At 70.4% G+C, this 25,352-nt stretch carries 27 protein-coding genes and 1 pseudogene; 18 read left to right on the forward strand and 10 right to left on the reverse strand.

Features of this window, described 5'->3' with window-relative positions; all coding sequences use genetic code 11:
• Nucleotides 1-73: 73 nt before the first annotated feature.
• Nucleotides 74-691: a dihydrofolate reductase family protein gene (locus tag FE633_RS06610; RefSeq protein ID WP_138044160.1), complete on the reverse strand. Its 618-nt coding sequence runs from the start codon at nt 689-691 to the stop codon at nt 74-76.
• 159 nt (nt 692-850) lie between these two features.
• A complete protein-coding gene (locus FE633_RS47035; protein ID WP_171059833.1) occupies nt 851-1,024 on the reverse strand; it encodes a hypothetical protein in 174 nt (57 codons plus the stop codon).
• Between the two features lie 199 nt (nt 1,025-1,223).
• Here FE633_RS47035 and FE633_RS06615 point away from each other — a divergent pair, with 199 nt between their 5' ends.
• From FE633_RS06615 to nicT, 6 genes are all read left to right on the forward strand, one after another.
• Nucleotides 1,224-2,567, forward strand: coding sequence for a helix-turn-helix domain-containing protein (locus tag FE633_RS06615; RefSeq protein WP_138044161.1), 1,344 nt, complete (start codon nt 1,224-1,226; stop codon nt 2,565-2,567).
• A 204-nt stretch (nt 2,568-2,771) separates the two neighbouring features.
• A complete protein-coding gene (locus tag FE633_RS06620; protein WP_246113466.1) occupies nt 2,772-3,779 on the forward strand; it encodes a permease in 1,008 nt (335 codons plus the stop codon).
• Nucleotides 3,780-3,799: 20 nt separating this feature from the next.
• Nucleotides 3,800-4,582, forward strand: a complete 783-nt coding sequence (locus FE633_RS06625) for a TIGR03943 family putative permease subunit (protein WP_425473157.1) — start codon at nt 3,800-3,802, stop codon at nt 4,580-4,582.
• 168 nt (nt 4,583-4,750) lie between these two features.
• On the forward strand, nt 4,751-5,260 hold the full coding sequence (locus FE633_RS06630) for a SigE family RNA polymerase sigma factor (RefSeq protein WP_138044163.1): 510 nt from the start codon (nt 4,751-4,753) through the stop codon (nt 5,258-5,260).
• Between the two features lie 79 nt (nt 5,261-5,339).
• Complete coding sequence (locus FE633_RS06635; protein ID WP_138044164.1) at nt 5,340-6,086, forward strand: L,D-transpeptidase; 747 nt, start codon at nt 5,340-5,342, stop codon at nt 6,084-6,086.
• A 117-nt stretch (nt 6,087-6,203) separates the two neighbouring features.
• On the forward strand, nt 6,204-7,280 hold the full coding sequence (gene nicT, locus FE633_RS06640; protein ID WP_138044165.1) for a Nickel transporter NicT: 1,077 nt from the start codon (nt 6,204-6,206) through the stop codon (nt 7,278-7,280).
• On the opposite strand, the gene FE633_RS06645 is transcribed toward nicT, so the two are convergent.
• A complete protein-coding gene (locus tag FE633_RS06645; protein WP_171059834.1) occupies nt 7,261-7,695 on the reverse strand; it encodes a luciferase domain-containing protein in 435 nt (144 codons plus the stop codon). The genes nicT and FE633_RS06645 overlap by 20 nt on opposite strands.
• Nucleotides 7,696-7,927: 232 nt before the next feature.
• Here FE633_RS06645 and FE633_RS06650 point away from each other — a divergent pair, with 232 nt between their 5' ends.
• The gene (locus FE633_RS06650; protein ID WP_138044166.1) at nt 7,928-8,329 is read left to right on the forward strand and encodes a YybH family protein; all 402 of its coding nucleotides are present in this window, start codon (nt 7,928-7,930) and stop codon (nt 8,327-8,329) included.
• A 41-nt stretch (nt 8,330-8,370) separates the two neighbouring features.
• Here FE633_RS06650 and FE633_RS06655 read toward each other — a convergent pair whose 3' ends face one another.
• The 3 genes from FE633_RS06655 to FE633_RS06665 form a co-directional block, all read right to left on the reverse strand.
• A complete protein-coding gene (locus FE633_RS06655) occupies nt 8,371-8,784 on the reverse strand; it encodes an ArsR/SmtB family transcription factor (protein WP_246113467.1) in 414 nt (137 codons plus the stop codon).
• A gap of 61 nt (nt 8,785-8,845) precedes the next feature.
• Nucleotides 8,846-9,790, reverse strand: a complete 945-nt coding sequence (locus FE633_RS06660; protein WP_138044167.1) for a C45 family autoproteolytic acyltransferase/hydrolase — start codon at nt 9,788-9,790, stop codon at nt 8,846-8,848.
• Between the two features lie 131 nt (nt 9,791-9,921).
• The gene (locus FE633_RS06665) at nt 9,922-10,626 is read right to left on the reverse strand and encodes a response regulator transcription factor (RefSeq protein WP_138044168.1); all 705 of its coding nucleotides are present in this window, start codon (nt 10,624-10,626) and stop codon (nt 9,922-9,924) included.
• Nucleotides 10,627-10,794: 168 nt separating this feature from the next.
• On the opposite strand from FE633_RS06665, the gene FE633_RS06670 reads away from it, so the two are divergent.
• The 4 genes from FE633_RS06670 (at nt 10,795) to FE633_RS06685 (ending at nt 14,887) form a co-directional block, all read left to right on the forward strand.
• Nucleotides 10,795-11,310: a hypothetical protein gene (locus tag FE633_RS06670; RefSeq protein WP_138044169.1), complete on the forward strand. Its 516-nt coding sequence runs from the start codon at nt 10,795-10,797 to the stop codon at nt 11,308-11,310.
• Nucleotides 11,311-11,484: 174 nt separating this feature from the next.
• Nucleotides 11,485-12,900, forward strand: a complete 1,416-nt coding sequence (locus FE633_RS06675; RefSeq protein ID WP_138044170.1) for a flotillin family protein — start codon at nt 11,485-11,487, stop codon at nt 12,898-12,900.
• Between the two features lie 246 nt (nt 12,901-13,146).
• Nucleotides 13,147-13,632 (forward strand): cation:proton antiporter regulatory subunit, encoded by a 486-nt coding sequence (locus tag FE633_RS06680; protein ID WP_138044171.1) that lies wholly within the window; start codon nt 13,147-13,149, stop codon nt 13,630-13,632.
• Between the two features lie 7 nt (nt 13,633-13,639).
• Nucleotides 13,640-14,887, forward strand: coding sequence for a cation:proton antiporter (locus tag FE633_RS06685; RefSeq protein WP_138044172.1), 1,248 nt, complete (start codon nt 13,640-13,642; stop codon nt 14,885-14,887).
• A 22-nt stretch (nt 14,888-14,909) separates the two neighbouring features.
• Here the strand turns inward: FE633_RS06685 and FE633_RS06690 are convergent, their stop codons facing one another.
• On the reverse strand, nt 14,910-16,157 hold the full coding sequence (locus FE633_RS06690; protein ID WP_138044311.1) for an RNA-guided endonuclease InsQ/TnpB family protein: 1,248 nt from the start codon (nt 16,155-16,157) through the stop codon (nt 14,910-14,912).
• 75 nt (nt 16,158-16,232) lie between these two features.
• Between FE633_RS06690 and tnpA the strand changes: the two are divergent.
• Nucleotides 16,233-16,539: pseudogene (tnpA, locus tag FE633_RS49695) on the forward strand (IS200/IS605 family transposase); the annotation flags it as partial.
• Between the two features lie 215 nt (nt 16,540-16,754).
• Nucleotides 16,755-17,822 carry an FkbM family methyltransferase gene (locus tag FE633_RS06700; protein WP_138044173.1) on the forward strand — a complete coding sequence of 356 codons (1,068 nt, stop codon included), beginning with the start codon at nt 16,755-16,757 and terminating at the stop codon, nt 17,820-17,822.
• 583 nt (nt 17,823-18,405) lie between these two features.
• Here the strand turns inward: FE633_RS06700 and FE633_RS06705 are convergent.
• Nucleotides 18,406-19,617: a CaiB/BaiF CoA transferase family protein gene (locus FE633_RS06705; RefSeq protein ID WP_138044174.1), complete on the reverse strand. Its 1,212-nt coding sequence runs from the start codon at nt 19,615-19,617 to the stop codon at nt 18,406-18,408.
• 93 nt (nt 19,618-19,710) lie between these two features.
• Nucleotides 19,711-20,226: a MarR family winged helix-turn-helix transcriptional regulator gene (locus tag FE633_RS06710; RefSeq protein WP_138044175.1), complete on the reverse strand. Its 516-nt coding sequence runs from the start codon at nt 20,224-20,226 to the stop codon at nt 19,711-19,713.
• 149 nt (nt 20,227-20,375) lie between these two features.
• On the opposite strand from FE633_RS06710, the gene FE633_RS06715 reads away from it, so the two are divergent.
• The 3 genes from FE633_RS06715 to FE633_RS06725 all read left to right on the forward strand — a co-directional run bounded on the left by FE633_RS06715 (nt 20,376) and on the right by FE633_RS06725 (nt 23,755).
• Complete coding sequence (locus tag FE633_RS06715) at nt 20,376-20,891, forward strand: YceI family protein (protein ID WP_138044176.1); 516 nt, start codon at nt 20,376-20,378, stop codon at nt 20,889-20,891.
• 193 nt (nt 20,892-21,084) lie between these two features.
• Nucleotides 21,085-21,927, forward strand: a complete 843-nt coding sequence (locus FE633_RS06720) for a hypothetical protein (protein ID WP_138044177.1) — start codon at nt 21,085-21,087, stop codon at nt 21,925-21,927.
• A 334-nt stretch (nt 21,928-22,261) separates the two neighbouring features.
• On the forward strand, nt 22,262-23,755 hold the full coding sequence (locus FE633_RS06725; RefSeq protein ID WP_246113468.1) for a hypothetical protein: 1,494 nt from the start codon (nt 22,262-22,264) through the stop codon (nt 23,753-23,755).
• 23 nt (nt 23,756-23,778) lie between these two features.
• Here the strand turns inward: FE633_RS06725 and FE633_RS06730 are convergent, their stop codons facing one another.
• Entirely contained in the window at nt 23,779-24,189 is a 411-nt protein-coding gene (locus tag FE633_RS06730) for an arsenate reductase ArsC (RefSeq protein ID WP_138044178.1), read from the reverse strand.
• Nucleotides 24,190-24,247: 58 nt separating this feature from the next.
• Between FE633_RS06730 and FE633_RS06735 the strand changes: the two genes are divergently transcribed.
• The gene (locus FE633_RS06735) at nt 24,248-24,556 is read left to right on the forward strand and encodes an ArsR/SmtB family transcription factor (RefSeq protein ID WP_138044179.1); all 309 of its coding nucleotides are present in this window, start codon (nt 24,248-24,250) and stop codon (nt 24,554-24,556) included.
• Nucleotides 24,553-25,320 (forward strand): aquaporin, encoded by a 768-nt coding sequence (locus FE633_RS06740; protein WP_138044180.1) that lies wholly within the window; start codon nt 24,553-24,555, stop codon nt 25,318-25,320. The genes FE633_RS06735 and FE633_RS06740 overlap by 4 nt, the downstream gene beginning before the upstream one ends.
• Nucleotides 25,321-25,352: the final 32 nt, after the last annotated feature.

Raw genomic sequence — 25,352 nt, forward strand, 5'->3', positions numbered from 1 at the left:
TTGGAGCCGCTTCCGGCATCGGACTGGAGAACCAGACGTCATCGGCCTTCAGGCCCGTACGGCGGTACGAGGCCTACGCTTCGGCCCCGTACGTCCCGTACTCCGGCAGGCCCGCCGACTCGTAGATGTGCACCGCCAGTCCGCCCGGCGTCGTCTCGTTGCTCAGGAGCCGCAGGCCCGCCGGGGCGCCGCCGTCCGGGAACAGGCGCCGGCCGTGGCCCACGACCACCGGGGCGATCACCAGGCGCAACGTGTCGATCAGACCGGCGGCCAGGAGCGACTGGGCCAGCTGGGCGCTGCCGTGGATCTGCAGCTCCCGGCCGGGCTGTCGCTTCAGTTCGGCGACCTGGGCGGGGACGTCCTGGGACAGGATCGTGGTCGGGTTCCAGTCCGCCTTGGTCAGGCTGTGGGAGGCCACGTACTTCGGCAGGCCGTTCAGGATGCCGGCGAACGGGTTGTCCGGGTCGGTGATCTTCGGCCAGTCCCGAGCGAAGTTCACGTAGGTACGGCGGCCGAACAGGAACGCGTCCGCCTCGCCGAGCCAGGTGGCGGCCAGCCGCTCGAACTCCTCGTCCAGGTGCGGCACGAACCAGCCTCCCCGGGTGAACCCGTCGCTGGTGTCCTCGTCGGGGGAGCCGGGGCCCTGGGAGACGCCGTCCAGCGTCAGGAACTCCGTCAGGGTCAGCTTCATCGCGCACCACTCTCTCTTTCGGTGGACCGGGGGACGTGGCCGTCCCATCCCCTCCCCCTGGAGACACCATGGCGCTCGGAAACTCATCGGTGCGAGTGCCACCCGATTGCCGCCGATCGTGTCGGCGGACATTCGCCCACTCGCCCTCGTTCACGACCGTCAGGGCTGCGGTCCTGCCGCCCCCGCGCTGATCAGTGCCGCGCAGGCGATGACCGCGGCGCACAGGGCCGTGACGTAGCGGGCCGTGAGGTGGCGGGCCGTGAGGTGGCGAGAGAGGTGGCGGGCCGTGAGGTGGCGGGGCGAGAGGTAGCGCGCGGAAATACGTCGGAACACGGCGACACCTCGCATCGTCAGCGTCGTATTAAGTGTGCGTAATCGTGGGTTTAACGCGCCGCTTAACGTAGGGCGTCTCGCGCGCCGGGGCAAGGGGGGTGGCGGCACGTGGAAGGTTTCTTCCAGGTGTGAACTGCCCTGTCGTCAAAGGAAGTTGGATAGGGCACGGAATAGGTCGACTTGCTGGCATGCTGGGGCCATGGCCGAGCGTGACGACCCGGGGATCATCGGGCGCAGGGTGCAGCAGTTGCGTACGGAACGCGGGCTGACGCAGAAACAGTTGGCGGAAGGCGCGTACACCCCCGCGTACGTCTCCACGCTCGAGGCGGGGCGCGTACGGCCGTCGGAGGAGGCGTTGCGGCACATCGCCGCGCGGCTCGGTGTGGCGTACGAGGAGCTGGCCACCGGGCGGCCCGCCCACCTCGCCACGGATCTGCGGCTGCGGCTCACGGACGCGCAGCGCACGCTCGCGACGGGCGGGGCGGAGACGGCGGCCGGGCAGTACGCCGCGCTGCTGGCGGAGGCGGAGGCGCACGGACTCGACGACGAGTGTGCGACCGCGCTGCTGGGGCTGGGCGAATGCGCCCTGGAGTCCGGGGACCTGGTGGCCGGGCGGTTGCGGTTCGAGGAGGCGGAGAAGCGGCTCGCGGACAAGCCCTTGCCGAGTCGGGTACCCGCCCTGAGGGGACGGGCGGTCGCTCATTATCTGGCCGGCGAACTCCGTTACGCCTGCTACCTGTTGGAGTCCGCCCTCGACGAACTCAACCGGACCGGGCTGCACGATCCGAGCGCTCTGGTGCTTCTCTACGCAAGCGTGATCGGGCCGTACATGGACATGGGGGCGCACGCGCGGGCCGCCCAGGCCGCGGAGTTCGCCCTCGCGCTGGCTCCGCAGGTGCAGGATCCGGCGCTGGTGGCCCGTATGCACCGGTCCGTCGCCCGGACGCTGCTGGCCGAGGGGCGGGTCACGGAGGCGGACGCGTCCCTGGGGAAGGCGGCGGAGCTGTACCGGCAGCTTCAGATCAGTACGGAGCTGGCCAACTGCCACTGGATGCGCGGTTATTTGTACGCCCAGAACGGCGAACTGGAGCGGGCCGAGAACGAGTTGCGCGAGGCCCAGGCGATCCTGGCCGACAAGCGGGCGACGCTCTACACCAGTCAGGTCGTGGTGGAGCTCGCGGACGTTCTGCACCGGCGGGGGAAGTCGGAGGAGGCCTCGGGGCTGCTCCATGACGTGCTCGGGGATCTGAGTTCGGAGCGGGGTGCCGTCCACTCGGCGGCGGCTCACCGGCTGCTCGGGATCATCGCCGAGGACGCGCGGGACACGGAGACGGCTGAGGAGCACTACGTCCGGGCGATGAGTCTGCTGGAGCGGGCCGGGGCGGCGGGAGATCTGGCCGACCTGTGCCGCATGCTGGGCGACTTGCTGCGGCGGACGGGGCGGGTGGAGGCGGCGTTGGACGCGTACCGCACGGGGCTGGGGCATCGGACGACTCCGGGAACCACGACGCTGGGGCCGGCGCCGGCGCATCCGCCGTTGTGAGGGGTGCGGGTTGCATCCGTAGCCCGGGCCAGCAGTCATCAGCCCGTCCGGCGTTTGAGGACGAGGCCGTCAGGCCGATACGGGGGTCCAGGGGCTGGCCCCCGGAAGCGGGGTCTGGGGCGGAGCCCCAGAAGGATGGGACGGGTAGGGGCGGCGGGGGCGAAAAACCGCCGTGGCCCTCACCCGCCGGTTAGCCTGCAGCGCGTGGAGAACCGAGAAAGTCTGGCCGACGGGGCGCGATGGGTCGCCCGCGCGTCGGTGTACGTCGTGGTCGGCGGCATCGCCCTGATCACGATCACCACCGTCGCCTCCGTCCTGGGCCCGATGCTCGCGATCGACGTCGCGACGCCCGCGATGGCCGCGTGGTGGACCGTGTTCACGGCGGTCGCGGTGCAGGGCATCCCCTTCCTGCTGCTGGGAACGGTGGTGTCGGCGGCCATCGGGGCGTTCGTACCGGAGCGGGTCTTCAGCCGCGTACTGCCCCGCCGGCCGGCGCTCGCCGTCCCGGTGGCGGGGGCGGCAGGGGTCGTGCTGCCGGGGTGCGAGTGCGCGTCCGTGCCCGTGGCCGACAGCCTGATGCGGCGCGGCGTCACGCCGGCGGCCGCGCTGGCTTTTCTGTTGTCCGCACCCGCCATCAATCCCGTCGTACTCGTCGCCACCTCCATCGCCTTTCCAGGAAACCCGGCCATGGTCGGCGCCCGGCTCGTCGCCTCGCTCGCCACCGCCGTGGTGATGGGGTGGCTATGGGTCCGGTTCGGGAAGGAGGAGTGGCTGCCCCGGCGGCGTACGGGCGGCAAGAGGGGCTCCCCGAGAGGGTGGCGCGGGTTCCGGGACGGACTCCAGCACGACTTTCTGCACGCCGGCGGCTTTCTCGTGCTGGGCGCGGCCGCCGCGGCGACGTTCAACATCCTCGTCCCCAGGTCCGTGCTCGACGTCTTCACCGGGTCGCCCTGGATGTCGGTGCTGCTGCTCGCCGTACTCGCCGTCGTGCTGTGCGTCTGCTCCGAGGCCGACGCCTTTGTCGCGGCCTCGCTGACGGGCTTCTCCCCCACCGCGCGGCTCGCCTTCATGGTGGTCGGGCCGATGGTGGACCTGAAACTCTTCGCTCTCCAGGCGGGAACCTTCGGCCGTGCCTTCGCCGTACGGTTCTCGTCCGTGACCTGGGTGGTGGCCGTGGCGAGCAGTGTGCTGACGGGGTGGTGGCTCCTGTGAGGCAGCCCGTGCGACCGCGTCTGCGTCTGCGCATGCAGGAGGTGCTGCTGCTCCTCTGCGGGGCGGCGCTCCTGAGGATCTCGCTCTTCAGCGAGCTGTATCTGCGGTACGTGAAGGAGGGGTTGCGGCCGTATCTGATCACCTCGGGAGTACTGCTGGTCGTGCTCGGGCTGCTGAGCATGGCCAGGCGTGAGGACGCCGAACACAAGGACGCCGAACGCAAGGACGCCGAACGCAAGGACACTGAACACGAAGACTCCGATGATCACGGCCACGATCACACCCGAGGCCCCCGCATCGCCTGGCTCCTCGCGGCGCCCGCCCTCGCCCTCCTCCTCTTCCCTCCCCCCGCCCTGGGCTCGTACAGCGCCGACCGCGAGGAGGCGAAGGCCGCGGCACAGGGCGTCGGCACCTTCCCCGGGCTCCCGCCCGGCCCGGCCGAGGACCCCGTCGACCTCACCCTGGGCGCGTTCGCGTCCCGCGCCCAGTGGGACAGCGGCGCGTCCATGAAGGGGCGAACCCTCCGGCTCACCGGTTTCGTGACGCGGGACAGCGACGGCGAGGGCAAAGGCAACGGCACCTGGTACGTCGCCCGTCTGCTCGTCTCCTGCTGCGCCGCCGACGCCCAGGCCCTGAAGGTCCGGATCCGCGGCGCCGAAGCCCCCGCCGCCGACACCTGGGTGACCGTCACCGGCACCTGGCACCCCACAGGCAAACCCGGCTCGAACGAGGCCCGCCCGGTCCTCGACGCCACCTCGGTGCGACACGTGAAGCAGCCATCGAACCCGTACGAGAAGCGCTGAGCGTCCCGCATCGGCACGTACGGGCCAGCACTTTGAACGCCGTACCTCTGAACCCCGTCCTCATGGGTGGCCCACGGTCTTGTGCTTCGATGTACGCGACGTACAGGACCAGTACGCATGGCGGAGGCACCCGGGTGGCACGGGCTTCCGCGGACTTCGGCGGGGGGCATGACCGAGGAAGAGTTCGACGCGTTCTACGCTGCCGCGTTCCCGCGGCTGACCGGGCAGCTCTACGCCTTCACCGGGGACCACGGTGAGGCGCAGGACGTCGTCCAGGAGGCGTTCGTACGCGCCTGGGACCGGCGGCGCGAGTTCCTGGCCGACGGGGCTCCCGAGGCGTGGATCCGCACCGTGGCGATGCGGCTCGCGGTGAGCCGCTGGCGGCGGGCGCGGCGTTGGCTGGAACTCGTGCGCCGCAATCCGCCGCCGGAGCACACGCCCGGACCGGGTCCGGAGCGCACCGCGCTCGTCGAGGGGCTGCGCACGCTGCCCGAGACACAGCGCAGGGCTGTCGTTCTGCACCATCTGTGCGACCTGAGTGTTGAGCAGGTAGCCTCCGAGACCGGTGCGCCCGTGGGCACAGTCAAGGCCCGCCTGTCCCGTGGCCGGGCCGCGCTGGCGCGGTGGTTGAGCGCGGACGACGAACTGGGTGAGAGGGAGGACGACTGTGTCCGATGAACCCACACCCGGGTCCGGGCCCGCCATACCCGGGGCCTTGCCCGGCACGCCTCGTTCCTTGCCCGGCACGTCTGGTTCCTTGTCCGCCACGCCCGGGTCCCTGCCCCGCGAGCCCGCGCCCAGCGAGCGCGCCGGGGCCGACCGCTCCGAACTGGCCGCCGCGCTCCACGAGTTGACCCGCGCCCACGAGGTCGCCGCCCACGAGATCGCCGCACCCGTCCACGGCGCGGAGATCCGCCGCCGCGCGGTACGCCGCCGACGGCGCCGTCATGTCTCGCTGGCGGCGGTCGGGGCGAGTGGCCTGGCGGCCGTGTCCCTGGTTCTGACCATGGCCTTCACCGGCGAGGATCACGGCCACTCCACTCCGCCCGCCGCGACGTACAGCGCGTCCAAGCCGCCGCGCGCCGATCCAGGGCTCGCCTTTCGCGGGCGCGCGGCCGCCACGGTCGACCTCTCCCGGCGCGAACTGACCTTCGCGGGCCGCATCCTGCCCATCTCCTCGGGCACGGCCGAGGCGCCCACCCCGACGGGCCGTATGACGGTCACCGCCAAGTACAAGGTGAGGGCGCTGCCCGCCGACTCGGGCGACAAGGCCGGCTCGGGACGGTACGAGGCGAAGACCCCGTGGGTGATCCAGCTCCGCAGCTCCCAGAACCGTACGAACTACATCGTCGCCCTCACCGTCGACCAGAAGGCGCCCGGCCACTACGACAGCACGACGGGCTGGATCGGGCTGCGCCGCACCGATGCGCAGTGGCTGTACCAGCGCCTGGACCGGGGCGCGGTGGTGGCGGTGGTGAGGGCGGCGGCGCCGACACCGTCCTAGACCAAGATCTGGACTGAGCTTTACTGCGACAAAGTTGCAGGTGCGGGCTGTTGGCATGAGGGTGCTTTCATGTCCAATGGTTCTCCTTGGCAGCGTGTACGTGGATCGATGAGCCGGATGAGCCGGAGAGAGTGGGGCCGGGTCGGCGGCATGGCCGCTGTCATCGTCGCGCTGCACGTCGTCGGCTGGTTCACGCTCGTCGTCCTCGTGACCCCCGAGCACTACAGCGTCGGGACGAGGTCCTTCGGGATCGGGATCGGCGTGACCGCGTACACCCTGGGCCTGCGGCACGCCTTCGACGCGGACCACATCGCCGCCATCGACAACACGACCCGGAAGCTGATGGGCGAGAGGCAGCGGCCGCTGTCGGTCGGCTTCTGGTTCTCGCTCGGGCACTCCAGCGTCGTGTTCGGGCTGGCGTTCCTGCTGTCGCTGGGCGTCAAGGCGCTCGCCGGGCCCGTCGCGGACGACGGCTCCGCACTGAACAGCACCACGGAGCTGATCGGCACGACCGTGTCAGGGACCTTCCTGTACGTCATCGCCGCGATCAACCTCCTTGTCCTCGCCGGGATCTGGAAGGTCTTCCGGCGGATGCGGCACGGCCACTTCGACGAGGCCGCGCTGGAGGAGCACCTGAACAACCGCGGCTTCATGAACCGGCTCCTGGGCCGCGTCACGAAGTCGGTCACCAAGCCGTGGCACATGTATCCGCTGGGCCTGCTCTTCGGGCTCGGCTTCGAGACCGCTACGGAGGTCGCGCTGCTGGTGCTCGCCGGGTCGGGGGCCGCGTCCGGGCTGCCCTGGTACGCGATCCTGTGCCTGCCCGTGCTGTTCGCGGCCGGGATGTCGCTGCTCGACACGATCGACGGGTCGTTCATGAACTTCGCGTACGGATGGGCCTTCTCCCAGCCCGTACGGAAGGTCTACTACAACCTTGTCATCACCGGCCTGTCCGTCGCCGTCGCCCTCCTCATCGGCACCGCCGAGCTTCTCGGCCTGCTCGCCGAGGAGTTCGGCTTGCGCGGGATGTTCTGGGACTGGGTCGGCGGGCTCGATCTGAATGCCGTCGGGTTCGTGATCGTGGGGCTGTTCGTCCTCACCTGGGTGATCGCCCTGGTGGTGTGGAAGGTCGGGCGGATCGAGGAGAAGTGGGCGGCGGGGCGCCCGGTCGGCGTCAGTGGCCGTGCGGCATGAGCCGGTCCACCACGCGCCGTGCCGCTCCCGGTCGCGGACGGGGGATCGTCGGCCGGGCCGCCGGCCGTTCCCAGTCGCACGGCGGTGACGGGCGCCGGGGCCGCACCGCACCGTGCTCCTTCAGTGCGACGCTCACGAGGCCCAGCAGGAGCTGGACGTCCGCGTCGCAGTCGAGGAGGACGGTGATCCAGGCGGCACCGGGACGCACGCGGATGGCGCTGCTGTGGAGGAGCTGGGGGAGCAGGCGTTCGATCGCTGTGCGGGTGAGGTAGAGATCGGCGGAATCGTCGGAGTGGAAATGGACGATCTCGTGTCCCGACGAAGCGAAGGCATGCCCAACAGTGCACTTGGGCGGGCCACTTACCAGGTTCGGCCAGCTCTCCAGGAGAGCCATGGCGCGATGGGCCGCGTTCATAACCCCATCCTTGCGTACCGGTCACCTGGCGGACTACCCCTGTCCATTTCTCACTCGTCACGTGCCAGGTGCCCCTTGCCACTCGTACCTCACCCGAGCCCGGTTCACGCGTCCGTGAGCACCTCCGTGTTCTTGCGGGCGGTCAAGAACTCGGGTGGCGACGACTTCCGGCGTGCGGTGGAGTCCTAAGAGTGAAGGCCGCGAAGGAGAAGAAGAAGGAGGAGGTCCTGTCGTGAAGGAAGACGAGGAGCGGATCCGGGAACTGATCGAGCGGTGGGCCGCGGCCGTACACGCCGGGGACCTGGACACCGTCGTGGCCGACCATGCGGACGACATCGTGATGTTCGACGTGCCGCCGCCGCAGAACGGCGTCCGCGGCATCGAGGACTACCGCGCCACCTGGCCGCCCTTCTTCGAGTGGCAGGCCAAAGGCGCCTGTTTCGACATCGTCTCCCTCGACATCACGGCGGGCGCGGACGTCGCCCACGCCCACGCCCTGCTCCGCTGCGGCACCCCCGACGAACTCTCCGCCCACCCCGAGACCCGCCTCCGCCTCACCCTCGGCCTGCGCAAGGAAGCGGGCCGGTGGGTCGTGACCCATGAGCACCACTCGTTCCCGTCCGTGGACGGGTAGGGCGGCAGCGGGCTCGTTGATCAGCAGATCGGGGATCGGGGCTACCGCGCGGTGAGCAGCTGCCCCATCGCGGCCAGTACGCCCGGCTCGACGCGGTAGTAGACCCAGGTGCCGCGGCGCTCGGAGGTGAGGAGGCCGGCCGCCTTGAGCTTTTTCAGGTGGTGGGAGACGGTCGGCTGGGAGACGCCGACGTCGGAGATGTCGCACACGCAGGCCTCGCCGCCCTCGTGCGAGGCGACCAGTGAGAAGAGTCGCAGCCGGACCGGGTCGCCGAGCGCCTTGAACATCGCCGCGGTGCGCTCGGCCTCCCCGGCGGTCAGGGGCCGCTCGGTCAGCGGCGGGCAGCACGGGGCCGCGGGCTCGTCCAGAACCGGCAGCACCGTTCCGGCCGCCGGGGCCAGTCGATCCGCCGGGTCCCTCCGGTCCCTCAGATCCACACCGCTCGAATTCGACATGCGTCTATGTTGACATCTGTCGATGTAATGCGGCAAGCTCCGCGGCCCGCCCAGGAGGGCCTCAGGCCGTCTCGCCGATCGTCACCGTGCGCGTGCCAGGGGTGAAGGCCGCGAAGGAGTGTTCCCAGCTCTCGGCGGGCCAGTGGTAGGTCACGCGCCCCTCCGAGGGGCGGTAGGCGGCGGTGTAGACGGTGCCCATGCCCTTGTCGTACGCGGACTGGTACAGCGGGGGCTTCAGCATCGCGGGGACATCCACGCCCGCCGTCCGGACGGCGGCCAGGCGCTCCTGGGTCCGGGTGAACTGTTCCTGCTCGTCGGGGACCGGCAGGTGCTGGTGGTTGGTGGCACAGGCGTCCGGTGCCTCGGTCAGCGGGATGTCGGGGCCGACGAAGACGGTCACGGCACGCTCGGCGTCGACGAGGGTGACGTTCTGGGGGATGCCGATCGGTATCGGGCGCAGCTTGTCGACCGCCTCGTCGACCGTCTCGCAGGTCTCCAGCAGATAGCGCAGTACGACGAGGATGGCGAAGCCGGGGCCGTGGACGAACCGTCCGCCGAAGGTGAGCGAGACGGCGAGGCCCGCGTCGTTCATTCCGTCCAGCAGGCCCCATCCGGCGTCCTGCATGCCGATCACGGGCCGGAGGAAGTGGGAGGAGACGATGGTGCCTTCGCAGTCGTCGGGGTCGAAGTCGTAGTTCCGCAGCAGCGTGCCGTCGCCGCCGGTCTGGGAGCAGCCCGCGAAGAACGGCCGCAGGGCCGTGAGGGTGAGGAAGGTTTCGCCTCCGGGCCGGTCGAGTTGGCCGGCGAGCCGGTCGAGCACCGGGACCAGTTCCGGCATATGGGTCTCGAACAGCTTCCGGGCTCTGGTCGCTCCTTCGGGGGTCCGGCTCTCCTCGGTCATCCAGCCCTCGGCGAGCGGCCACATGGACTGCGTATGAGCGGCCCAGCTCCCGTCGGTGCCGTCGCCGACTTCGATGGCACGGAAGGTCTTCTGCTGCTGGGGCACGGTTGCCGCTCCCTCGGTGGGGTGGACGGGGTGGGGTGGGCAGCAACTTATCGAATTTCAGTACGAATTAACCAGGGTGCGGATCCCGGTAGAACGGGGCGCGTCACGAAATCGGTGTCACGAAATCGGTGTCACGCGGTCGGCGTCGCGTTCCCCGTTTGCCAGGCCCAGGCCGCGATTTCGACGCGGTTCCGGGCGGCCAGCTTGAGTTGGACGCTGGCGAGGTGGGTCTTGACGGTGGACAGGGAGACGTACAGATCGGCGGCGATCTCCGCGTTGGTGCGACCGAGGGCGACCAGGCGGACGACGTCCAGCTCGCGGTCGGTGAGCGGCTCTTGGGGCTGTGCCGGCGTAGGCGCCGGGGGCGCCGAGGTGGTCGTCGGGGCCGTCACGTGCTTGAGGAGCCTGACCGTGACGGAGGGGGACACCAGGGAGTCGCCGGCCGCGGCGGCGCGAACCGCCTCCGCGAGCAGAGTGGGGCCGGAGTCCTTCAGGAGGAAGCCGCAGGCGCCACCGCGCAGGGCTCCGTAGACGTACTCGTCGAGGTCGAAGGTGGTGACCACGACGACCCGCATGGGGTCCGGGACGTCCGGGCCCGCCAGCAGCCGGGTCGCCGCCAGGCCGTCCAGCTTCGGCATGCGGATGTCGAGCAGGCACACGTCCGGCCTGACCTCGCGGGCCAGCGCCACCGCCTGTTCCCCGTCCGCCGCCTCGGCGACCACGGTGATGTCCGGTTGTGCGTCCAGGAAGAAACGGAAGCCGGTGCGGACCATGTCCTGGTCGTCGGCGATGAGGACGCGGATGGGGTGGTCGCGTTCGCGTTCGCGGTCGGTCATGGGCTGATCCTGCCGTAAGTACCCGAGCGTGAGCGTCGGGTCGGTCGGTACCCCTGGCTCATCGCTCCTGGCCGAATACTGCCGGAGAACGGCAATGTGTGAGAACTTACGCACCTGAAGGACGCCGGTCGGCGGGGGCCATCGGCGCACACGGGGGAGGTTGGCCGGATGACTGTGTTTCTCGGTCTCGGCATCGGGGGGCTCGTTCTGCTGGTCCTGGCGCTCGTCTTCGACGGCGTGCTCGAAGGGCTCTTCGACGGGGTCGGTGTTCTGGACGCCCTCTTCGACGGGCTGCTGTCGCTGCCGGTCATCGCCGGGTTCGTGTCGATGCTCGGTTTCGGCGGCGCGCTCGTCCTGGGGACGACCGGGCTCGGGACCGGCCCCGCCCTTGCCGCGGGCGTCGGCGCGGGTGCCGGGGCGGGCTGGCTGACCTGGAAGTTCAGCCGGGCCCTGATGCGGGACGAGCCCGCCACCACCCCGCGCGGTGAGGACCTGGTCGGCTCCTCGGGCTCCGTGGTCACCGCGATCCCGGCCGACGGCTACGGCGAGGTGCTGGTCTACCTCGCTGGCCAGCCGGTGAAGTACGCGGCCAAGAGCGCCGTTCCGGTGGCGCGGGGCGCCGAGATCTGGGTCGAGGAAAACCTGTCGCCGACGTCGGTGGCGGTCCGCCCCGTCCAGCGCTGACCCGCGGCCGTATCGCCGCACACCAATTCGTAAACGATCGGCTTCGTAACGACCGGCTTCGCAGCGGTCGCTTTCGTAGCGATCGGCCACGCGTCAGGCGTGCCGATCCACCTGTTCACCGCACATCATTCGCGCTGATCCGCCGTCCGGGGGGATGGCAAAAGGGAAGTCATCATGAGTCCAGTCCTCATAGCCGTCGTGGGAGTCGTCGTCCTCGTCGTGCTGCTCGCACTCGTCGTCGTCACCCGTTACAAGGTGGCCGGCCCGAGCGAGGCGTTCATCGTCACCGGCCGGCGGGGCAAGAAGGCCACCGACCCGTCGACGGGCCGGGTGTTCACCGACAACAGCGGGCAGAAGGTCGTGGTCGGCGGCGGCGTGTTCGTCGTGCCGTTCGTGCAGCAGAAGTTCACGCTCGACCTGTCCTCGCGGCACATCCCCATCGCGGTGCGCGGCGCGGTCACGCTGCGCGGCGTCAAGGCGAACCTCGAAGGCGTCGCCATCGTCAAGGTCGGCGGCACCGAGGACTCCATCCGCGCCGCCGCCCAGCGGTTCCTGATGCAGCAGGACGGCATCGTCGGCTTCACCCAGGAGGTGCTCTCCGGCGCGCTGCGCTCCATCGTCGGCCGGATGTCGGTGGAGGACATCATCCGTGACCGTGCCGCGTTCGCCGGGCAGGTCGCGGAGGAGGCCGAGGCGAGCCTGTCCGGGCAGGGCCTGGTGCTCGACGCCTTCCAGATCCAGGACATCACCACCGAGGGCTCCTACCTGGAGGACCTGGGCCGGCCGGAGGCCGCGCGGGCCAAGCAGGAGGCGGACATCGCGGAGGCGGTGGCCCGGCGCGCCGCCGAGCAGGCGCGGCTGAAGGCGGAGGAGGAGATCGCGATCGCGCAGCGGACCTTCGCCCTCAAGACGGCGGAGATCAAGGCCGAGACGGACGAGGCGGCGGCCCGTGCCGCGGCCGCCGGCCCGCTGGCCGAGGCGGCGCGCCGCCAGGAGGTCCTGACCGAGCAGGAGAAGGTCGCCGCACGGCAGGCCGCGCTGACCGACCGCGAGCTGGACACCAAGGTCCGCAAGCCCGCCGACGCCGCCCGCTACCAGGCCGAGCAGGAGGCCGAGGCGCGTCGGATCGCCCTGGTCAAGGAGGCCGAGGCGGATGCCCAGCGGGCCCGGCTGACCGGTGAGGGCGAGAAGGCCCACCGTGCCGCGCTCGCGGACGCGGTCCGCATCGAGGGCGAGGCGGAGGCCGCCGCGATCGGTGCGAAGGGTGCCGCCGAGGCGGAGGCCATGCGGAAGAAGGCGGACGCGTTCTCCCAGTACGGCGACGCGGCCGTGCTTCAGATGCTGGTCGAGGTGTTGCCGCAGGTCGTCGCCAAGGCGTCCGAGCCGCTCAGCGCGGTCGACAAGATGACGGTGATCTCGACGGACGGCGCGAGCCAGCTGTCACGTACCGTCGCCGACAACGTCGCCCAGGGCGTCGAACTCCTCAGCTCCACCACGGGAGTCGACATCGCCGAGCTGCTGAAGGGCATCACCGGGGGCAAGCCGGCCGCACCCGCGCAGCCCAACGGGCAGATAGAGGTGACCGGCTGACGCGGTGCGCACCTCGCACCGTGCACCCCGCACCGCGCGGCGGGGCGTCCGCCACCTGACGCCCCGTCGTCCCGTCGTCCGGCCGTCCCGTCGTCCCGTCGTCCGGCCGTCCCGTCGTCCGGCGGTCCCGCCGAATCCGACCTGCCCCGACACCCACGGCACCGGACGCCGAACCCGATGCGTACGGTGCGTACGGTTGATGGGGAAAGCAGCCGTACGCATGGGACATCGGACAGGGGAACAGTCATGGGTACTCCACGCCTGAGCAGTACGCCGTTGCCGGGGATAGGGGTGCGTTACGACCTGACGACGCGTGAGCAGCGCCGCCTGTCGGTGGTCGCGCACCGCGACGGCGGGAGGACGCTGAGCGCGTACCGCACGGACGACCCGGACGCCTGCGACCTGTCCGTGCGGCTCACGCCGAACGAGGCGGCGGCGGTCATCGACGCCCTGCTGCCCGCCCATCACAGCCCGAACCTGCTCTCCACCACCGAGCTGGGCCTGGTGGCGGAGCGGATCCAGCTGGCCTCCACCGCGTACTGGAACGGGCGGCTGCTGGGCGAGACCCGGATGCGTACCGAGACCGGCGTATCGATCGTGGCCGTGCTGCGCCGTGCGGAGGCCATCCCCTCCCCCGGACCCGACTTCCGGCTGGCCGGCGGGGACACCCTGATCGTGATCGGCACCCGGGAGGGCGTGGAGGCGGCAGCGGCGATACTCGGACGGGAGTGAGCGGTCGGTGCACTCCTCCGCTGTCTTCCTGATCGAGTTCGGCGCCATCATCCTGAGCCTCGGGCTGTTGGGCCGCTTGGCCGGACGCCTCCGGTTCTCCCCCATTCCCCTCTACCTGCTCGCCGGTCTCGCCTTCGGGGAAGGCGGGCTGCTGCCGATGGGCGCCAGCGAGGAGTTCGTCGCGATCGGCGCCGAGATCGGCGTCATCCTGCTGCTGCTCATGCTCGGCCTGGAGTACACGGCCAGCGACCTGGTCTCCAACCTCAAGACCCAGTACCCGGCCGGACTCGTCGACGCCGCCCTGAACGCCCTGCCGGGCGCGGCCATGGCACTGCTGCTCGGCTGGGGGCCGGTGGCCGCGGTGGTCCTGGCCGGCGTCACCTGGATCTCCTCCTCCGGCGTCATCGCCAAGGTCCTCGGCGACCTGGGCCGGCTCGGCAACCGCGAGACGCCGGTGGTTCTGAGCATCCTGGTCCTGGAAGACCTCTCCATGGCGGTGTACCTGCCGATCATCACCGCGCTGCTGGCCGGGACCGGCCTGGCGGCGGGCAGCGTCACCCTGGCCGTCGCGCTCGGTGCGGCGGGGCTGGTGCTGGTGCTCGCGGCGCGCTACGGCCGCCACATCTCCCGTTTCGTCTCCAGCGACGACCCCGAGAAGCTGCTGCTGGTGGTGCTGGGACTGACCCTGCTGGTCGCCGGGCTCGCCCAGCAACTCCAGGTCTCGGCGGCCGTCGGCGCGTTCCTGGTCGGCATCGCCCTGTCCGGCGAGGTCGCCGAAGGCGCGCACAATCTGCTGGCTCCGCTGCGGGATCTGTTCGCCGCCGTGTTCTTCGTCTTCTTCGGCCTGCACACCGACCCCTCCAGCATTCCCCCGGTGATCCTGCCCGCGCTCGCCCTGGCGCTCGTCACGGCCGGCACGAAGATCGCGACCGGGTACTGGGCCGCCCGCCGTGCCGGGATCTCGGCCAAGGGCCGCTGGCGGGCGGGCGGCACGCTGGTCGCGCGCGGCGAGTTCTCCATCGTCATCGCCGGGCTGGCCGTCACCTCCGGCATCGAACCGTCCCTCGGGCCCCTGGCCACGGCGTACGTCCTGATCCTGGTCGTCCTCGGTCCGCTCACCGCCCGCTACACCGAACCCCTGGCCATCCGCCTGGCCATCCGCCTGACCGCCGCGCGGCGCGGCAGGCAGCCCGCACCGGCACCGGCCGAGTCCGAGGACGCGGCGGAGCCGGCGGCCGGCGGGCCTCGTGCATGAGCGTGTTGACGTGCTCCCTGGCCTAAAGTCCAGGGATTCCGGCCTGGGTCGTCTGACCCTTCCGGGGGCTTCCTGCTTCAACGCGCTGTGCCGGGACTTTCGTCCTGGTCTTACCGGCGCTCCACGAGGCGTTTAGCGTCTCCGCCCGTCCGGCGGCGACGATACGGCGTCCTTCGAAGAGGACGTTGCGTGCTGCGTTGTGGTCGCGGTCGTGCACGGTGCCGCACTCGCCGCACGTCCACTCCCGGACGTGCAGGGGCTTGGGGCCGTCCCGGACTCCGCAGGCCGAGCAGACCTGAGAGGACGGGAAAGCGCGGTCCACCTTGGCGAAGGTGCGGCCGTGCCTGACCGCCTTGTACTCCAGCATGCCGACGAACGCGGACCATCCCGCGTCGTGCACGGACTTGGCGAGCCGGGTACGGCCAAGACCGGACACCGCGAGGTCTTCCACATACACCGCTTGGTTGTCGCGCATGATCTGCGTGGAAGCCTTGTGGTGCCAGTCCCGGCGCCGGTTGGCCACCTTGGCATGCTGGCGTGCGACCTTGATACGGGCCTGGGCCCGGTTCTTCGATCCCTTGGCCTTGCGGGACAGCTCCCGCTGAAGGCGCTTGAGTTTCTTCTCCGCCCGGCGCAGGAAGCGGGGGCTGTCGATCTTCCGGCCGTCGGACAGGACCGCGAAGGCGGACAGGCCGAGGTCGATACCGCACTCCGCCTGCACCTCGGGGAGGATGTCCGGCCCGGTGTCCACGACGAAGCTGAGGAAGTACCGGCCGCAGTTGTCCTTGATGACGGTCAGGGACGTGGGCGCGGCCGGTAGCCGGCGGGACCACTTGACCTTGAGGTTGCCGACCTTGGCCACGTACACCGTGCCGTTGTCCTGGAGGGCAAAGGCGTTGGCGTTGAGGCGGATCGACTGCCGGGTGTCCTTCTTCGACTTGTACCGGGGCGGCCCCACCTTCCGGCCCCGCCGCCTGCCCCTGAGGCTGTCGAAGAAGCTCTTGTAGGCGGTGTCGAGGTCCCGGAGGGACTGTTGCAGGACGACCGCCGACACGTCGGCGAGCCAGGCCCGTTCCTCGGTGCGCTTGGCCTGGGTGATGCGCAGCCGGGACAAGTCCGCCGACTTCACATACGGCAGCCCCGCCGCGTGTGCTTCCTTGCGGTCGCGCAGGCAGTCGTTCCACACCACGCGGGCGCACCCGAACGCGCTCGCCAGCGCACGGCGCTGGGTGGGATCCGGGTAGGCACGGTAGTTGTAGCGCAGCTGCACATCGACCACCGTATGGATGCTTCGTGGCCGCTCGCGGCAAAAGATCACATCCCACTGGAATTGCGCACGATCTGAGCAAGTGTGTTCGAGGACTTCGAGGCGGAGCTGAAGGAGCTCACCGGCAAACGCGACCACGTCCACCTCCTGATCAGCCACCCACCCAAGATCGCCGTCTCCAAGCTGGTCAACAGCCTCAAGAGCGTCTTGGCCCGCCGGATACGGCTGGCGGCACCTCCCGGCCGAAGGCTGAGGGAGAGTTCACCGGCCGCACCAACCGCGCCATCATGCACGGGCACCTGTGGTTCCCTCGTATTTCTCCGCATCGTGCGGCGGAGCACCGTTGACGATCGTCCCCCAGTACATCAAGCAGCAAAAACGTCCGCTCCAGCCTGCAGGTCAGAGCAATCCTGAGATGCGGTTCATCCTCGGCGTGAACGCCGGGGCTTTCCCGCAAGATCGCAGGTAAGAGGAAGGGATGAGGACGGGATGAGGATGGGTTTGGTCGCCGCGACAACCCCATCCTTATGAACAGAAAGTTATGGAATCAGTTCAACGAGGCCACGGCGCGGTCCGGGGTATGCGTGTAAGGCTGTCTGGATGCAGACCCTTTACCGACGACTGCTCAAGCTGCTGCCCAAGTTGGGGATGCAGGTGCTCGATCTTGGTCCGGGAGACGCGCTGGTTTCCCGGCGTGGTGGCCGTACCCGGCTCCCTGTGGGGCAGGGGGCGGATCTCCTGGCCCGCCGCAACAGCGGTTACGCGGTGACTCAGGTGGGCGAGGACACCTGGGTGATCGCCCGCGATCGGCCCGCGGGTGCGAAGGCCAAGGCCAAGGCAAAGTCCAAGCCCCAGGCGAAGGTCCCGGCCCAGGTCCAGGTCCAGGCGAAGGCCGCGGGGGCGTGGGAGAGCGTGCGGCTCGGCGACACCGGGGCGCACCTCTTGCTCGACCCGCAGGCTTCGGCCGGTGACGAGCGCGTGTTCCAGCTGGCTGCCGCCGAGTATCTGTGTGCCCATCATGTGACCGCGCTGCTGGACAAGTACGAGGTGAACTGCGTCTTCGACGTGGGCGCCAACGCCGGGCAGTACGGCAGCCGGTTGCGCCGGCTCGGCTACACCGGCCGAATCGTTTCCTTCGAGCCCACCTCCGCGGCGTTCGCCAAACTGCAGAAGAAGGCGGCGAACGATCCCGACTGGTGGGTGTTCAACTTCGGGCTCGGCCGTGAGGACGCCACGCTGGACATCCACGTGGACTGGAACTCCATGAACTCCCTGCTCCCTCCGACCGATTACGGCCGGGGCCGCTACAAGCGGTTCGCGAAGTCGAACACGGAGCAGATCGAGATTCGCCGCCTCGAAGCGGTGATGGAGGAGGCGCTGGACGGCCTCGCCGATCCCCGGCCCTACCTGAAGATGGACACCCAGGGGTACGACCTCGAGGTGTTCGGGGGCGCGGGGAAGCGGATCGACGAGTTCGTGGGCATGCAGTCGGAGGTCGCCCTCCTCCAGCTCTACGAGGGCAGCCCCCGCATGCACGAGGCCGTCGCCGTGTACGAGGACAGCGGCTTCGAGATCACGGGGATGTACCCGGTGACACGCGAACCGGCCACGGGGCGTGTGGTGGAGTTCGACTGCGTCATGATGCGCGCGACTGCCTCCGGCGGTTGACCGGGGTGCCTCCGGCGGTTGGGCGGGGGCGCCTGCTGCTGGGTGGTGGGTCGGGGTCGTGCGCCGGTACGTCCGCGGGGTGCCTCCGGCGGTTGGGCGGGGGCGCCTGCTGCTGGGTGGTGGGTCGGGGTCGTGCGCCGGTACGTCCGCCCGTCGCCGCGGGGGCATACGGCCCGGAGTTGGTAAGTAGGTGCGGGTCTCCTGAGACAAGCTGTAAGCGACGGGCGATGACGCACCGGCACACGACCCCTCCCGCCGGTGGGCGACTGCGGCCGGGCGCCCCGATCCCGCCCCGGGCGTGCCCCTTCAGGGGCACGGTGCGACTGCGGCTGAGGGGGGCGCCCCTTCAGGGGCGCGGGGAACTGCGCGACCAGCCACGGCCGGCCCGCAGTCGAGGTACGACACCCACCCACCCCCGCCCCTTCCCGCGTGTGGGCGCCGCTTTTAGGGGCGCGGGGAACTGCGCGACCAGCCACGGCCGGCCCGCAGTCGAAGTGTGACCGGGGGGTCTGGGGGCGGAGCCCCCTGTTTCGGGAAGGGGTGGGGTTGGGGGAGGGAAAACCCGGCCACGACTGCCGGTGGTTCAGATGACGCCGGAGGCCCGAAGGGCCTCGATGTCCGCCGCTCGGTGCCCCAGCCCGGCCAGGATGGCCTCGGTGTGTTCGCCCACGGCGGGTACGGCGTCCATACGCGGACCCGCCCCCGCAAGGTCGACCGGCGGCACCAGCGCCGGCACGGCCGCACCCCCGGGGATCCCCACGTCCTGCCAGCGGCCCCGCGCATCGAGCACGGGATGCGCGAGGAACTCCTCGACATCGTTGACCCCGGCGTTGGCGATGCCCGCGCCGTCCAGCACCTTCATCACCTCCGCACTGTCCGAGCAGCGGAACCGCTCGGCCACGATCGCGTCGAGCTCCTCGCGGTGCGCCACGCGGTCGCTCCCGGTGGCGAAGCGCGGATCGTCGACCAGCTCCGGGCGCCGCAGGAAGCGTTCGCACAGGGCGGCCCATTCGCGTTCGTTCTGGATGGAGAACAGCACGTCCTTGCCGTCGGCGGCGGTGTAGGCGCCGTAGGGGGCGATGGTGGCGTGCTGGGTGCCGATGCGTGGGGGCTGCATACCGCCGTGGCGGGTGTAGTAGGCGGGCTGGCTCATCCACTCGGCCAGTGCCTCGAAGAGGGAGACCTCGACGGCGCGGGCGACACCGGTGGTGGCGCGGGTGTAGAGGGCGGTGAGGATGCCGGAGTAGGCGTACATGCCCGCGGCGATGTCGGCGATGGACACCCCGGTACGGGCCGGGCCGTGTGCGTTGCCGGTCAGCGACACCAGGCCGGTCTGGCACTGGACGAGCAGGTCGTAGGCCTTACGGTCGGCCCACGGCCCGCTGGTGCCGTAGCCGGAGATGGTGCAGCAGATCAGGGACGGGTGCCGGTCGGCGAGGGCGGGCGCGTCCAGGCCCAGCCGGGCGGCGGCGCCGGGAGCGAGGTTCTGCACGAACACGTCGGCGCCGCCCAGCAGTTGCTCCAGCACGGCCCGGCCCGCGTCCGACTTCAGGTCGAGGGTGAGGGATTCCTTGGAGCGGTTGAGCCACACGAAATAGCTGGACTGGCCGTGCACGGTGGTGTCGTACCGGCGTGCGAAGTCGCCCTCTCCCGGGCGCTCCACCTTGATGACCCGCGCGCCGAGGTCGGCCAGCTGCCGCGTGGCGAAGGGAGCCGCCACCGCCTGCTCGACACTGACGACGGTGACACCGGACAGCGGCAGCCGTCCCGTCGGTTCCTCGGGGTGCTCGGGCATGCGGTGACCTCCTGATGTCCTGCGGCTCGGCCGTCTGGGGCACTCATGACCATCATGGGCACGCATCATCATCATGGGCGCTCATGGGCAGGGTTAAAGCTCGGGGTCCGGTGTCCCCGGCAGCAGGTCGCGCAGCGCTTCGCGTTGGTGAGGGCCGAGTGTTCGGGCGATGGCGTCGGTGACGGCGTCCGCCAGGGGGGCCGAGGCGTCGCCCAGGAGCCGCCGTGCCTTGTCGGTAAGCGTCACCTCGATACCGCGCTTGTCGCCGCAGACCGACTTCCGGGAGACCAGGCCGGCGTGCTGGAGGCAGGCGACCTGATAGGTCAGCCGGGTCTTGGGGCGGCCCAGCAACTCCGCGATCCGTGTCATCCGCAGACCGGCCCCGGGCTGGTCGGCCAGCAGACACAGGACGAGGAACTCGTCGTGCGAGATCCCGAGCGAGTCCTTGACGCGGGCACGCAGCTGCTGCTCGACGGCCCCGGCCGCGGCCAGCAGATGCATCCAGGCCCGCAACTCGGCCGGCAGCAGCCCGCTCTCGCCCGATGGATCGCATCCGGGACCCGATGGATCGTGTCCGGGCAGCTCGGCGGGGTCGGGAAGGTCGGCCATGATGCCCCAGTCTACCGGTTGTCCATATTTGGATAACGGGCTAGCGTATGGCTATCCAATTTTGAACAACTCGGTGACCACCACAGAACTGCTGCAGCTCGTTCCTTCCTTTCTCCCTGTCCACACCCCCATCCCTCAGGAGCACACTCATGTCCGTCGCAGTCGAAACCGGCCTTTGGCAGCTCGACGCCGCTCTCTCCACCGTCGCCGTCCGGCACAAGACGATGTGGGGCATGGTCACCGTGAACGGCACGTTCACGTCCGTCACCGGCGACGGCGAAGTCGACGCCGACGGCACTGCCCGCGGCACGCTCACCCTCGACGCCGCCTCCCTGGACACCAAGCACGCGAAGCGCGACAAGCATCTGCGCTCCGCCGACTTCTTCGACGTGGACCGGCACCCCGACATCACCTTCGCCGTCCGCAGCGCCGTGCCGGGCGCCGGCGACACGGTCGACGTCTCCGGGCAGCTGACCGTGCGCGGCATCAGCCGCCCGCAGTCCTTCACCGCGCGCATCACCGGCTCGGAGGCCGGCACGGTCACTCTGGCCGCGGAACTGACCGTCGACCGGGCCGAGTTCGGCATGGGCTGGAACCAGCTGGGCATGATGCGCGGCCTGGCCACGGTCACCGCCACCCTCCGCTTCACCCGCGCGACGGCCTGACCGGCGAAAACGCACACCGGAAGCGCCCGTCGCCCTGCCCCCGGCCGGTTGGCCGGAAGTCGACGCCCGGCAGGGCCTCGTACGCAGAGCAGGCAACCTTTGCCGGTGGGGTCGGCGACCTGGGAAGGAACCCCCGTCCCCATAGGGGCCCGTTCCGCACCCGGGACCCCGTCCCCCACCGGGAGGAGCCACCATGCGCAAGTACCTTGCGCGTCTGCTCACCGTCCTGGCCGTGCTCGTCGCGGCGACCGGCACGCTGGCGCCCCGTACGGAGGCCGCCGAGCAGTGGAACCCGCCGGCCAACCTGGTGCAGCCGCTGAACGAAGTGTGGAGGCACGTCGAGTCGACCTACCCCGACCTCTACGGATTCCGTAACTACGGCTGGGACCAGGTCATGGCCAACAAGGGGAGCGTCAACTACTGCGTCCGCTGGGAGTCCGACGCCCCCGTGAGCGCCGCGCTGCGCGACCGGATCCACGCCGCGCTGAAGAAGCAGTTCGGCAAGTGGATGGCGGCCATGGTGGACAACGGCACGGGCCACAACTCCTGGCCGTACACCAACGTGGCGGTCAATATCGTCGGCTGGGCGGTGAAGAACCGCTCGACGCTCCAGTGGACCGACAACTCCGTCGACATCTACACCGGCCTCCTGGACGGTGGCGGCGCCCCGCAGTGCGCCCCGGACTGCGGCCGCTTCTTCCACCAGGACGGCAACTACTCGAAGTGCCCCGGCGGCGTGGCCCGCCACTACGACCAGTCCCTCTGGCTGACCAAGGGCTTCCAGGGCGGCGCCGGCGGCGACTGGGGCCAGCGCGTCGGCCAGGAGTACTTCACCGGCGCCTTGAACCAGGAGAACATCCACATCTATCTGCACGAGGTCGGCCACACCTTCGGCCTGGACGACTTCTACGACTGGACGCCGACCGGTCAGTGCTGCTTCCTCATGAACGCGGGCAGCGCCGCGCAGATCACCGAGTTCGACAAATGGATGTTCCGCGACTTCTGGCGCCATGTGAAAAGCCGGTACGGCCTCTGAGGCTCCGGCTCTGACACATCCGGCTCTGACACATCGGCTTCGGTCGTCCGCCGAGCGGCCGACCGTCGTCGGAGTGAACCGCTCGACCCCGCGGCCCGCGGCCGCCCTGCTCCCGGTCCCGGCCGGAGGCAGGGCGGGCCGCGGGCCGCATGCGTCTTCCGGGTCTTCGCGCGGCGACTCCGATGCTCCTCCGAACTGCTCCGACTCCTCCGTCTGGCGCTCTGCCTCGTGCCGCATACCTGGGTGGTACGGGGTAATTTGTCCATGTTTTTGTCTGATTTTCACCTTCGATCTGCAGGGCGTGGGCCGAAGGGTGAAGGGCGAAGGGTGGACGATGCCGAGGACCTTGAACGTCCCGCTCGTCGGCGTCGAGGGGCGCGGCCTGCTGGTGGCGGGCCGTACGTCGGGGCGCACCGGCGGCCAGGGGTGGCTGGCACTCGTGGCGGGTGCCTTCGTGGTGGCGCAGTTGGTCCTGGTACGCCCTGGTATGGGGCTCGGCTGGGACGAGACGGTGTACGTCAGCCAGGTCAGTACCCAGGCTCCGGCGTCGTTCTTCAGTGCGCCGCGCGCCCGCGGCGTCTCCCTGCTGGCCGCGCCCATCACCTCGTGGTCGTCGTCCACGGAGCTGTTGCGGGTCTATCTGGCACTGCTGTCCGGGCTCGGACTGTTTCTGGCGTTGCGTGTCTGGCGCGGGCTGTTCCCCGTTCGGGTGCTGGTGCCGGCGGGCGCGCTGTTCGCGACGCTGTGGGTGACCCTGTTCTACGGCCCGCAGGCCATGCCCAACTACTGGGTCGCGATCGGCGCCCTGGCGTGCGTCGGTTACTTCCTGCACGCTCGCGCGGACCGCTTCGACCTGGTGGCGCTGTGGGGCGTGGGGGTGAGCGCGGCGCTGATCGCCTGGATGCGGCCCACGGACGCGGTCTATGTCACCCTGCCGCTGCTGGCTCTGCCGCTGTGCGTCCGTCGCCGGGGCCGCTGGCGGCTGTGGGGGGCGCTCGTCGCGGGGCTGGTGGCCGGGGCGGGTGAGTGGGTCGTCGAGGCGTACGTCAGCTACGGCGGCCTGGCGCAGCGACTGGCCGACGCCTCCCGGATCCAGGGCGGACTGGGATGGCACTTCGCCGTCGACGACCAGGCGCGCAGCCTGGCCGGGGACACGCTGTGCCGCCCGTGCGGCGGGGCGATGCCGCCCTTGCCGGTGATGGTCTGGTGGTTCGTCCTCCCCCTGGTCGCCGCTCTCGGACTGGTGGTCGCCGTCCGGGCCCGGCGGACGGCCGGCACGCTGCTGCCCATCGCCTGCGCCGCGACGGCGGCCTTCCCCTATCTGTTCCTGATCGGATACGCCGCGCCTCGCTTCCTGCTGCCCACCTACGCGCTGTTGTCGATCCCCGTCGCCGACGCGTTCATCCACCTGGTCACCACCCCGAACCGAGTGCGGCGGCAGGTTGTCGTGCCGCTCGTGGCGCTCGCTCTCGCCGCGCATCTCGCGGTGCAGTACGTGGTGTTGGAGCGCACCGTGGACCGCAGCACCGCCGCCCGCAAGGGCTGGACCCGTACGGCGGCCGAACTGCACCGGCTCGGCGTACGGCCGCCCTGCCTGCTGACGGGGTACGAGGCCCTGCCGGTCGCCTTCTACGCCGGGTGTTCTTCCGGGCAGACCAACGGTCCCAACGCCAACACCACCCGGGCGGACATCGAACGGACCGCCCGACGGCTGCCGGTCGCCACCCTGACCACACTGGGCGGACAGCCGCCCGCGTACGCCCGGACGTGGCTGCCCCATCGGATCGGGGAGCGGCGGATCTTTGTGGCGCCGGGGCAGGTGCCCTGATCAAGCCGGGCAGGTCCTGGGGCCTAAGGCCTCTCGGGGGCGAGCTCCTCGATCAGGCCCTCGACCAGCTTCCTGATCTCGTCGCGGATCGGGCGGACCGCCTCGACGCCCTGGCCGGCCGGGTCCTCCAGCTGCCAGTCCAGGTAGCGCTTGCCCGGGAAGACGGGGCAGGTGTCGCCGCAGCCCATGGTCACGCAGACGTCCGACTCCCTGACCGCGTCCACGGTCAGGACCTTCGGGCTCTCGTGGGTGATGTCGATGCCCACCTCGCGCATCGCCTCGACGGCGGCCGGGTTGACCTGGTCGGCCGGTGCCGAGCCCGCCGAGCGGACCTCGACGCGGTCGCCGGCCAGGTGGCTCAGCCATGCGGCGGCCATCTGGGAACGGCCGGCGTTGTGGACGCAGACGAAGAGCACGGAGGGCTTGTCGGGCATGAGAGATCCCATCAGTACTCGATGATGTCAGTAACCGCTGATGTGAGAGTATCAGTCCATGATGACGTCAGCCGACACTGATCTGATCCGGGTGCTGGGCGACCCCCTCAGGCTCCGGATCGTGACCCTGCTCGCCCGCGAGACGCTGTGCACCACCCACCTCGTGGAGGAGACCGGCGCTCGGCAGACCAACCTCTCCAACCACTTGCGCGTGTTGCGCGAGGCCGGGTTCGTCGAGACCGAGCCGTGCGGCCGGTTCACGTACTACAAGCTGTGTCCGGACGTCATCGACCGGCTGGCCGGCCAGTTCGCCGACCTCGCCGAGTCCGCTCGTACCACCGCCGGCAACAAGAGGGCCTGCCCATGACCCGCACCGAAGCACTCGCGATCACCGAGGAGTCCCGGCCCGCGCCGGGGGCCACTCCGCCCCGCGCGCCCCTGGTCGCCCGGGCCGCCGCCGAACTGGTCGGTACCGCGGGCCTGGTGGCGGTCGTCGTCGGCTCCGGCATCCAGGCCACCGAGCTGACCCAGGACGTCGGCCTGCAGCTGCTGGCCAACTCCCTGGCCACCGTCTTCGGTCTCGGCGTCCTGATCACCCTGCTCGGCCCGGTCTCCGGCGCGCACTTCAACCCCGCCGTGACCCTGGCCGAGTGGTGGACCGCGCGGCGCGGCGGCGCCGGAGTCACCGCGCGAGAGGCGGCCGTGTACGTGCCCGCCCAGGTCGTCGGCGCGATCGTGGGGGCGGTCCTGGCGAACGCGATGTTCGGCGAGCCGCTGGTGAAGTGGTCCGGGCACGAGCGTTCGGCGGGGCATCTGCTGCTCGGCGAGGTCGTTGCCACCGCCGGCCTCATCCTGCTGATCTTCGGCCTGGCCCGCACGGACCGCCTGCGGTTCGCACCCGTGGCCGTCGCCTCCTACATCGGCGCCGCCTACTGGTTCACCTCGTCCACCTCGTTCGCCAACCCGGCGGTGACGATCGGCCGTGCCTTCAGCGACACCTTCGCGGGCATCGCGCCGGGTTCGGTCGCGGCGTTCATCGGCGCCCAGATCCTGGGCGCCGTGCTGGGCCTGGCGCTGGTGGCGCTCATCTTCATGCCCGTCCGGGCAGCACCCGTCCCTGACTCCGTCTAGGTCGCCGCCGGCCCTCGGTCACAACTGCGGCA

It is taken from the genome of Streptomyces montanus, from assembly GCF_005786655.1.
Classification (GTDB): domain Bacteria; phylum Actinomycetota; class Actinomycetes; order Streptomycetales; family Streptomycetaceae; genus Streptomyces; species Streptomyces sporangiiformans.

What these genes read in the sequence shown, in the direction of transcription:
- FE633_RS06610 (WP_138044160.1), bottom strand. Translation starts at nt 691, where the DNA reads ATGAAGCTGACCCTGACGGAGTTCCTGACGCTGGACGGCGTCTCCCAG.
- FE633_RS06615 (WP_138044161.1), top strand. Translation starts at nt 1,224, where the DNA reads ATGGCCGAGCGTGACGACCCGGGGATCATCGGGCGCAGGGTGCAGCAG.
- FE633_RS06630 (WP_138044163.1), top strand. Translation starts at nt 4,751, where the DNA reads ATGACCGAGGAAGAGTTCGACGCGTTCTACGCTGCCGCGTTCCCGCGG.
- nicT (WP_138044165.1), top strand. Translation starts at nt 6,204, where the DNA reads ATGAGCCGGAGAGAGTGGGGCCGGGTCGGCGGCATGGCCGCTGTCATC.
- FE633_RS06645 (WP_171059834.1), bottom strand. Translation starts at nt 7,695, where the DNA reads ATGAACGCGGCCCATCGCGCCATGGCTCTCCTGGAGAGCTGGCCGAAC.
- FE633_RS06655 (WP_246113467.1), bottom strand. Translation starts at nt 8,784, where the DNA reads ATGTCGAATTCGAGCGGTGTGGATCTGAGGGACCGGAGGGACCCGGCG.
- FE633_RS06665 (WP_138044168.1), bottom strand. Translation starts at nt 10,626, where the DNA reads ATGACCGACCGCGAACGCGAACGCGACCACCCCATCCGCGTCCTCATC.
- FE633_RS06670 (WP_138044169.1), top strand. Translation starts at nt 10,795, where the DNA reads ATGACTGTGTTTCTCGGTCTCGGCATCGGGGGGCTCGTTCTGCTGGTC.
- FE633_RS06675 (WP_138044170.1), top strand. Translation starts at nt 11,485, where the DNA reads ATGAGTCCAGTCCTCATAGCCGTCGTGGGAGTCGTCGTCCTCGTCGTG.
- FE633_RS06680 (WP_138044171.1), top strand. Translation starts at nt 13,147, where the DNA reads ATGGGTACTCCACGCCTGAGCAGTACGCCGTTGCCGGGGATAGGGGTG.
- FE633_RS06700 (WP_138044173.1), top strand. Translation starts at nt 16,755, where the DNA reads ATGCAGACCCTTTACCGACGACTGCTCAAGCTGCTGCCCAAGTTGGGG.
- FE633_RS06705 (WP_138044174.1), bottom strand. Translation starts at nt 19,617, where the DNA reads ATGCCCGAGCACCCCGAGGAACCGACGGGACGGCTGCCGCTGTCCGGT.
- FE633_RS06710 (WP_138044175.1), bottom strand. Translation starts at nt 20,226, where the DNA reads ATGGCCGACCTTCCCGACCCCGCCGAGCTGCCCGGACACGATCCATCG.
- FE633_RS06715 (WP_138044176.1), top strand. Translation starts at nt 20,376, where the DNA reads ATGTCCGTCGCAGTCGAAACCGGCCTTTGGCAGCTCGACGCCGCTCTC.
- FE633_RS06720 (WP_138044177.1), top strand. Translation starts at nt 21,085, where the DNA reads ATGCGCAAGTACCTTGCGCGTCTGCTCACCGTCCTGGCCGTGCTCGTC.
- FE633_RS06725 (WP_246113468.1), top strand. Translation starts at nt 22,262, where the DNA reads ATGCCGAGGACCTTGAACGTCCCGCTCGTCGGCGTCGAGGGGCGCGGC.
- FE633_RS06730 (WP_138044178.1), bottom strand. Translation starts at nt 24,189, where the DNA reads ATGCCCGACAAGCCCTCCGTGCTCTTCGTCTGCGTCCACAACGCCGGC.
- FE633_RS06735 (WP_138044179.1), top strand. Translation starts at nt 24,248, where the DNA reads ATGATGACGTCAGCCGACACTGATCTGATCCGGGTGCTGGGCGACCCC.
- FE633_RS06740 (WP_138044180.1), top strand. Translation starts at nt 24,553, where the DNA reads ATGACCCGCACCGAAGCACTCGCGATCACCGAGGAGTCCCGGCCCGCG.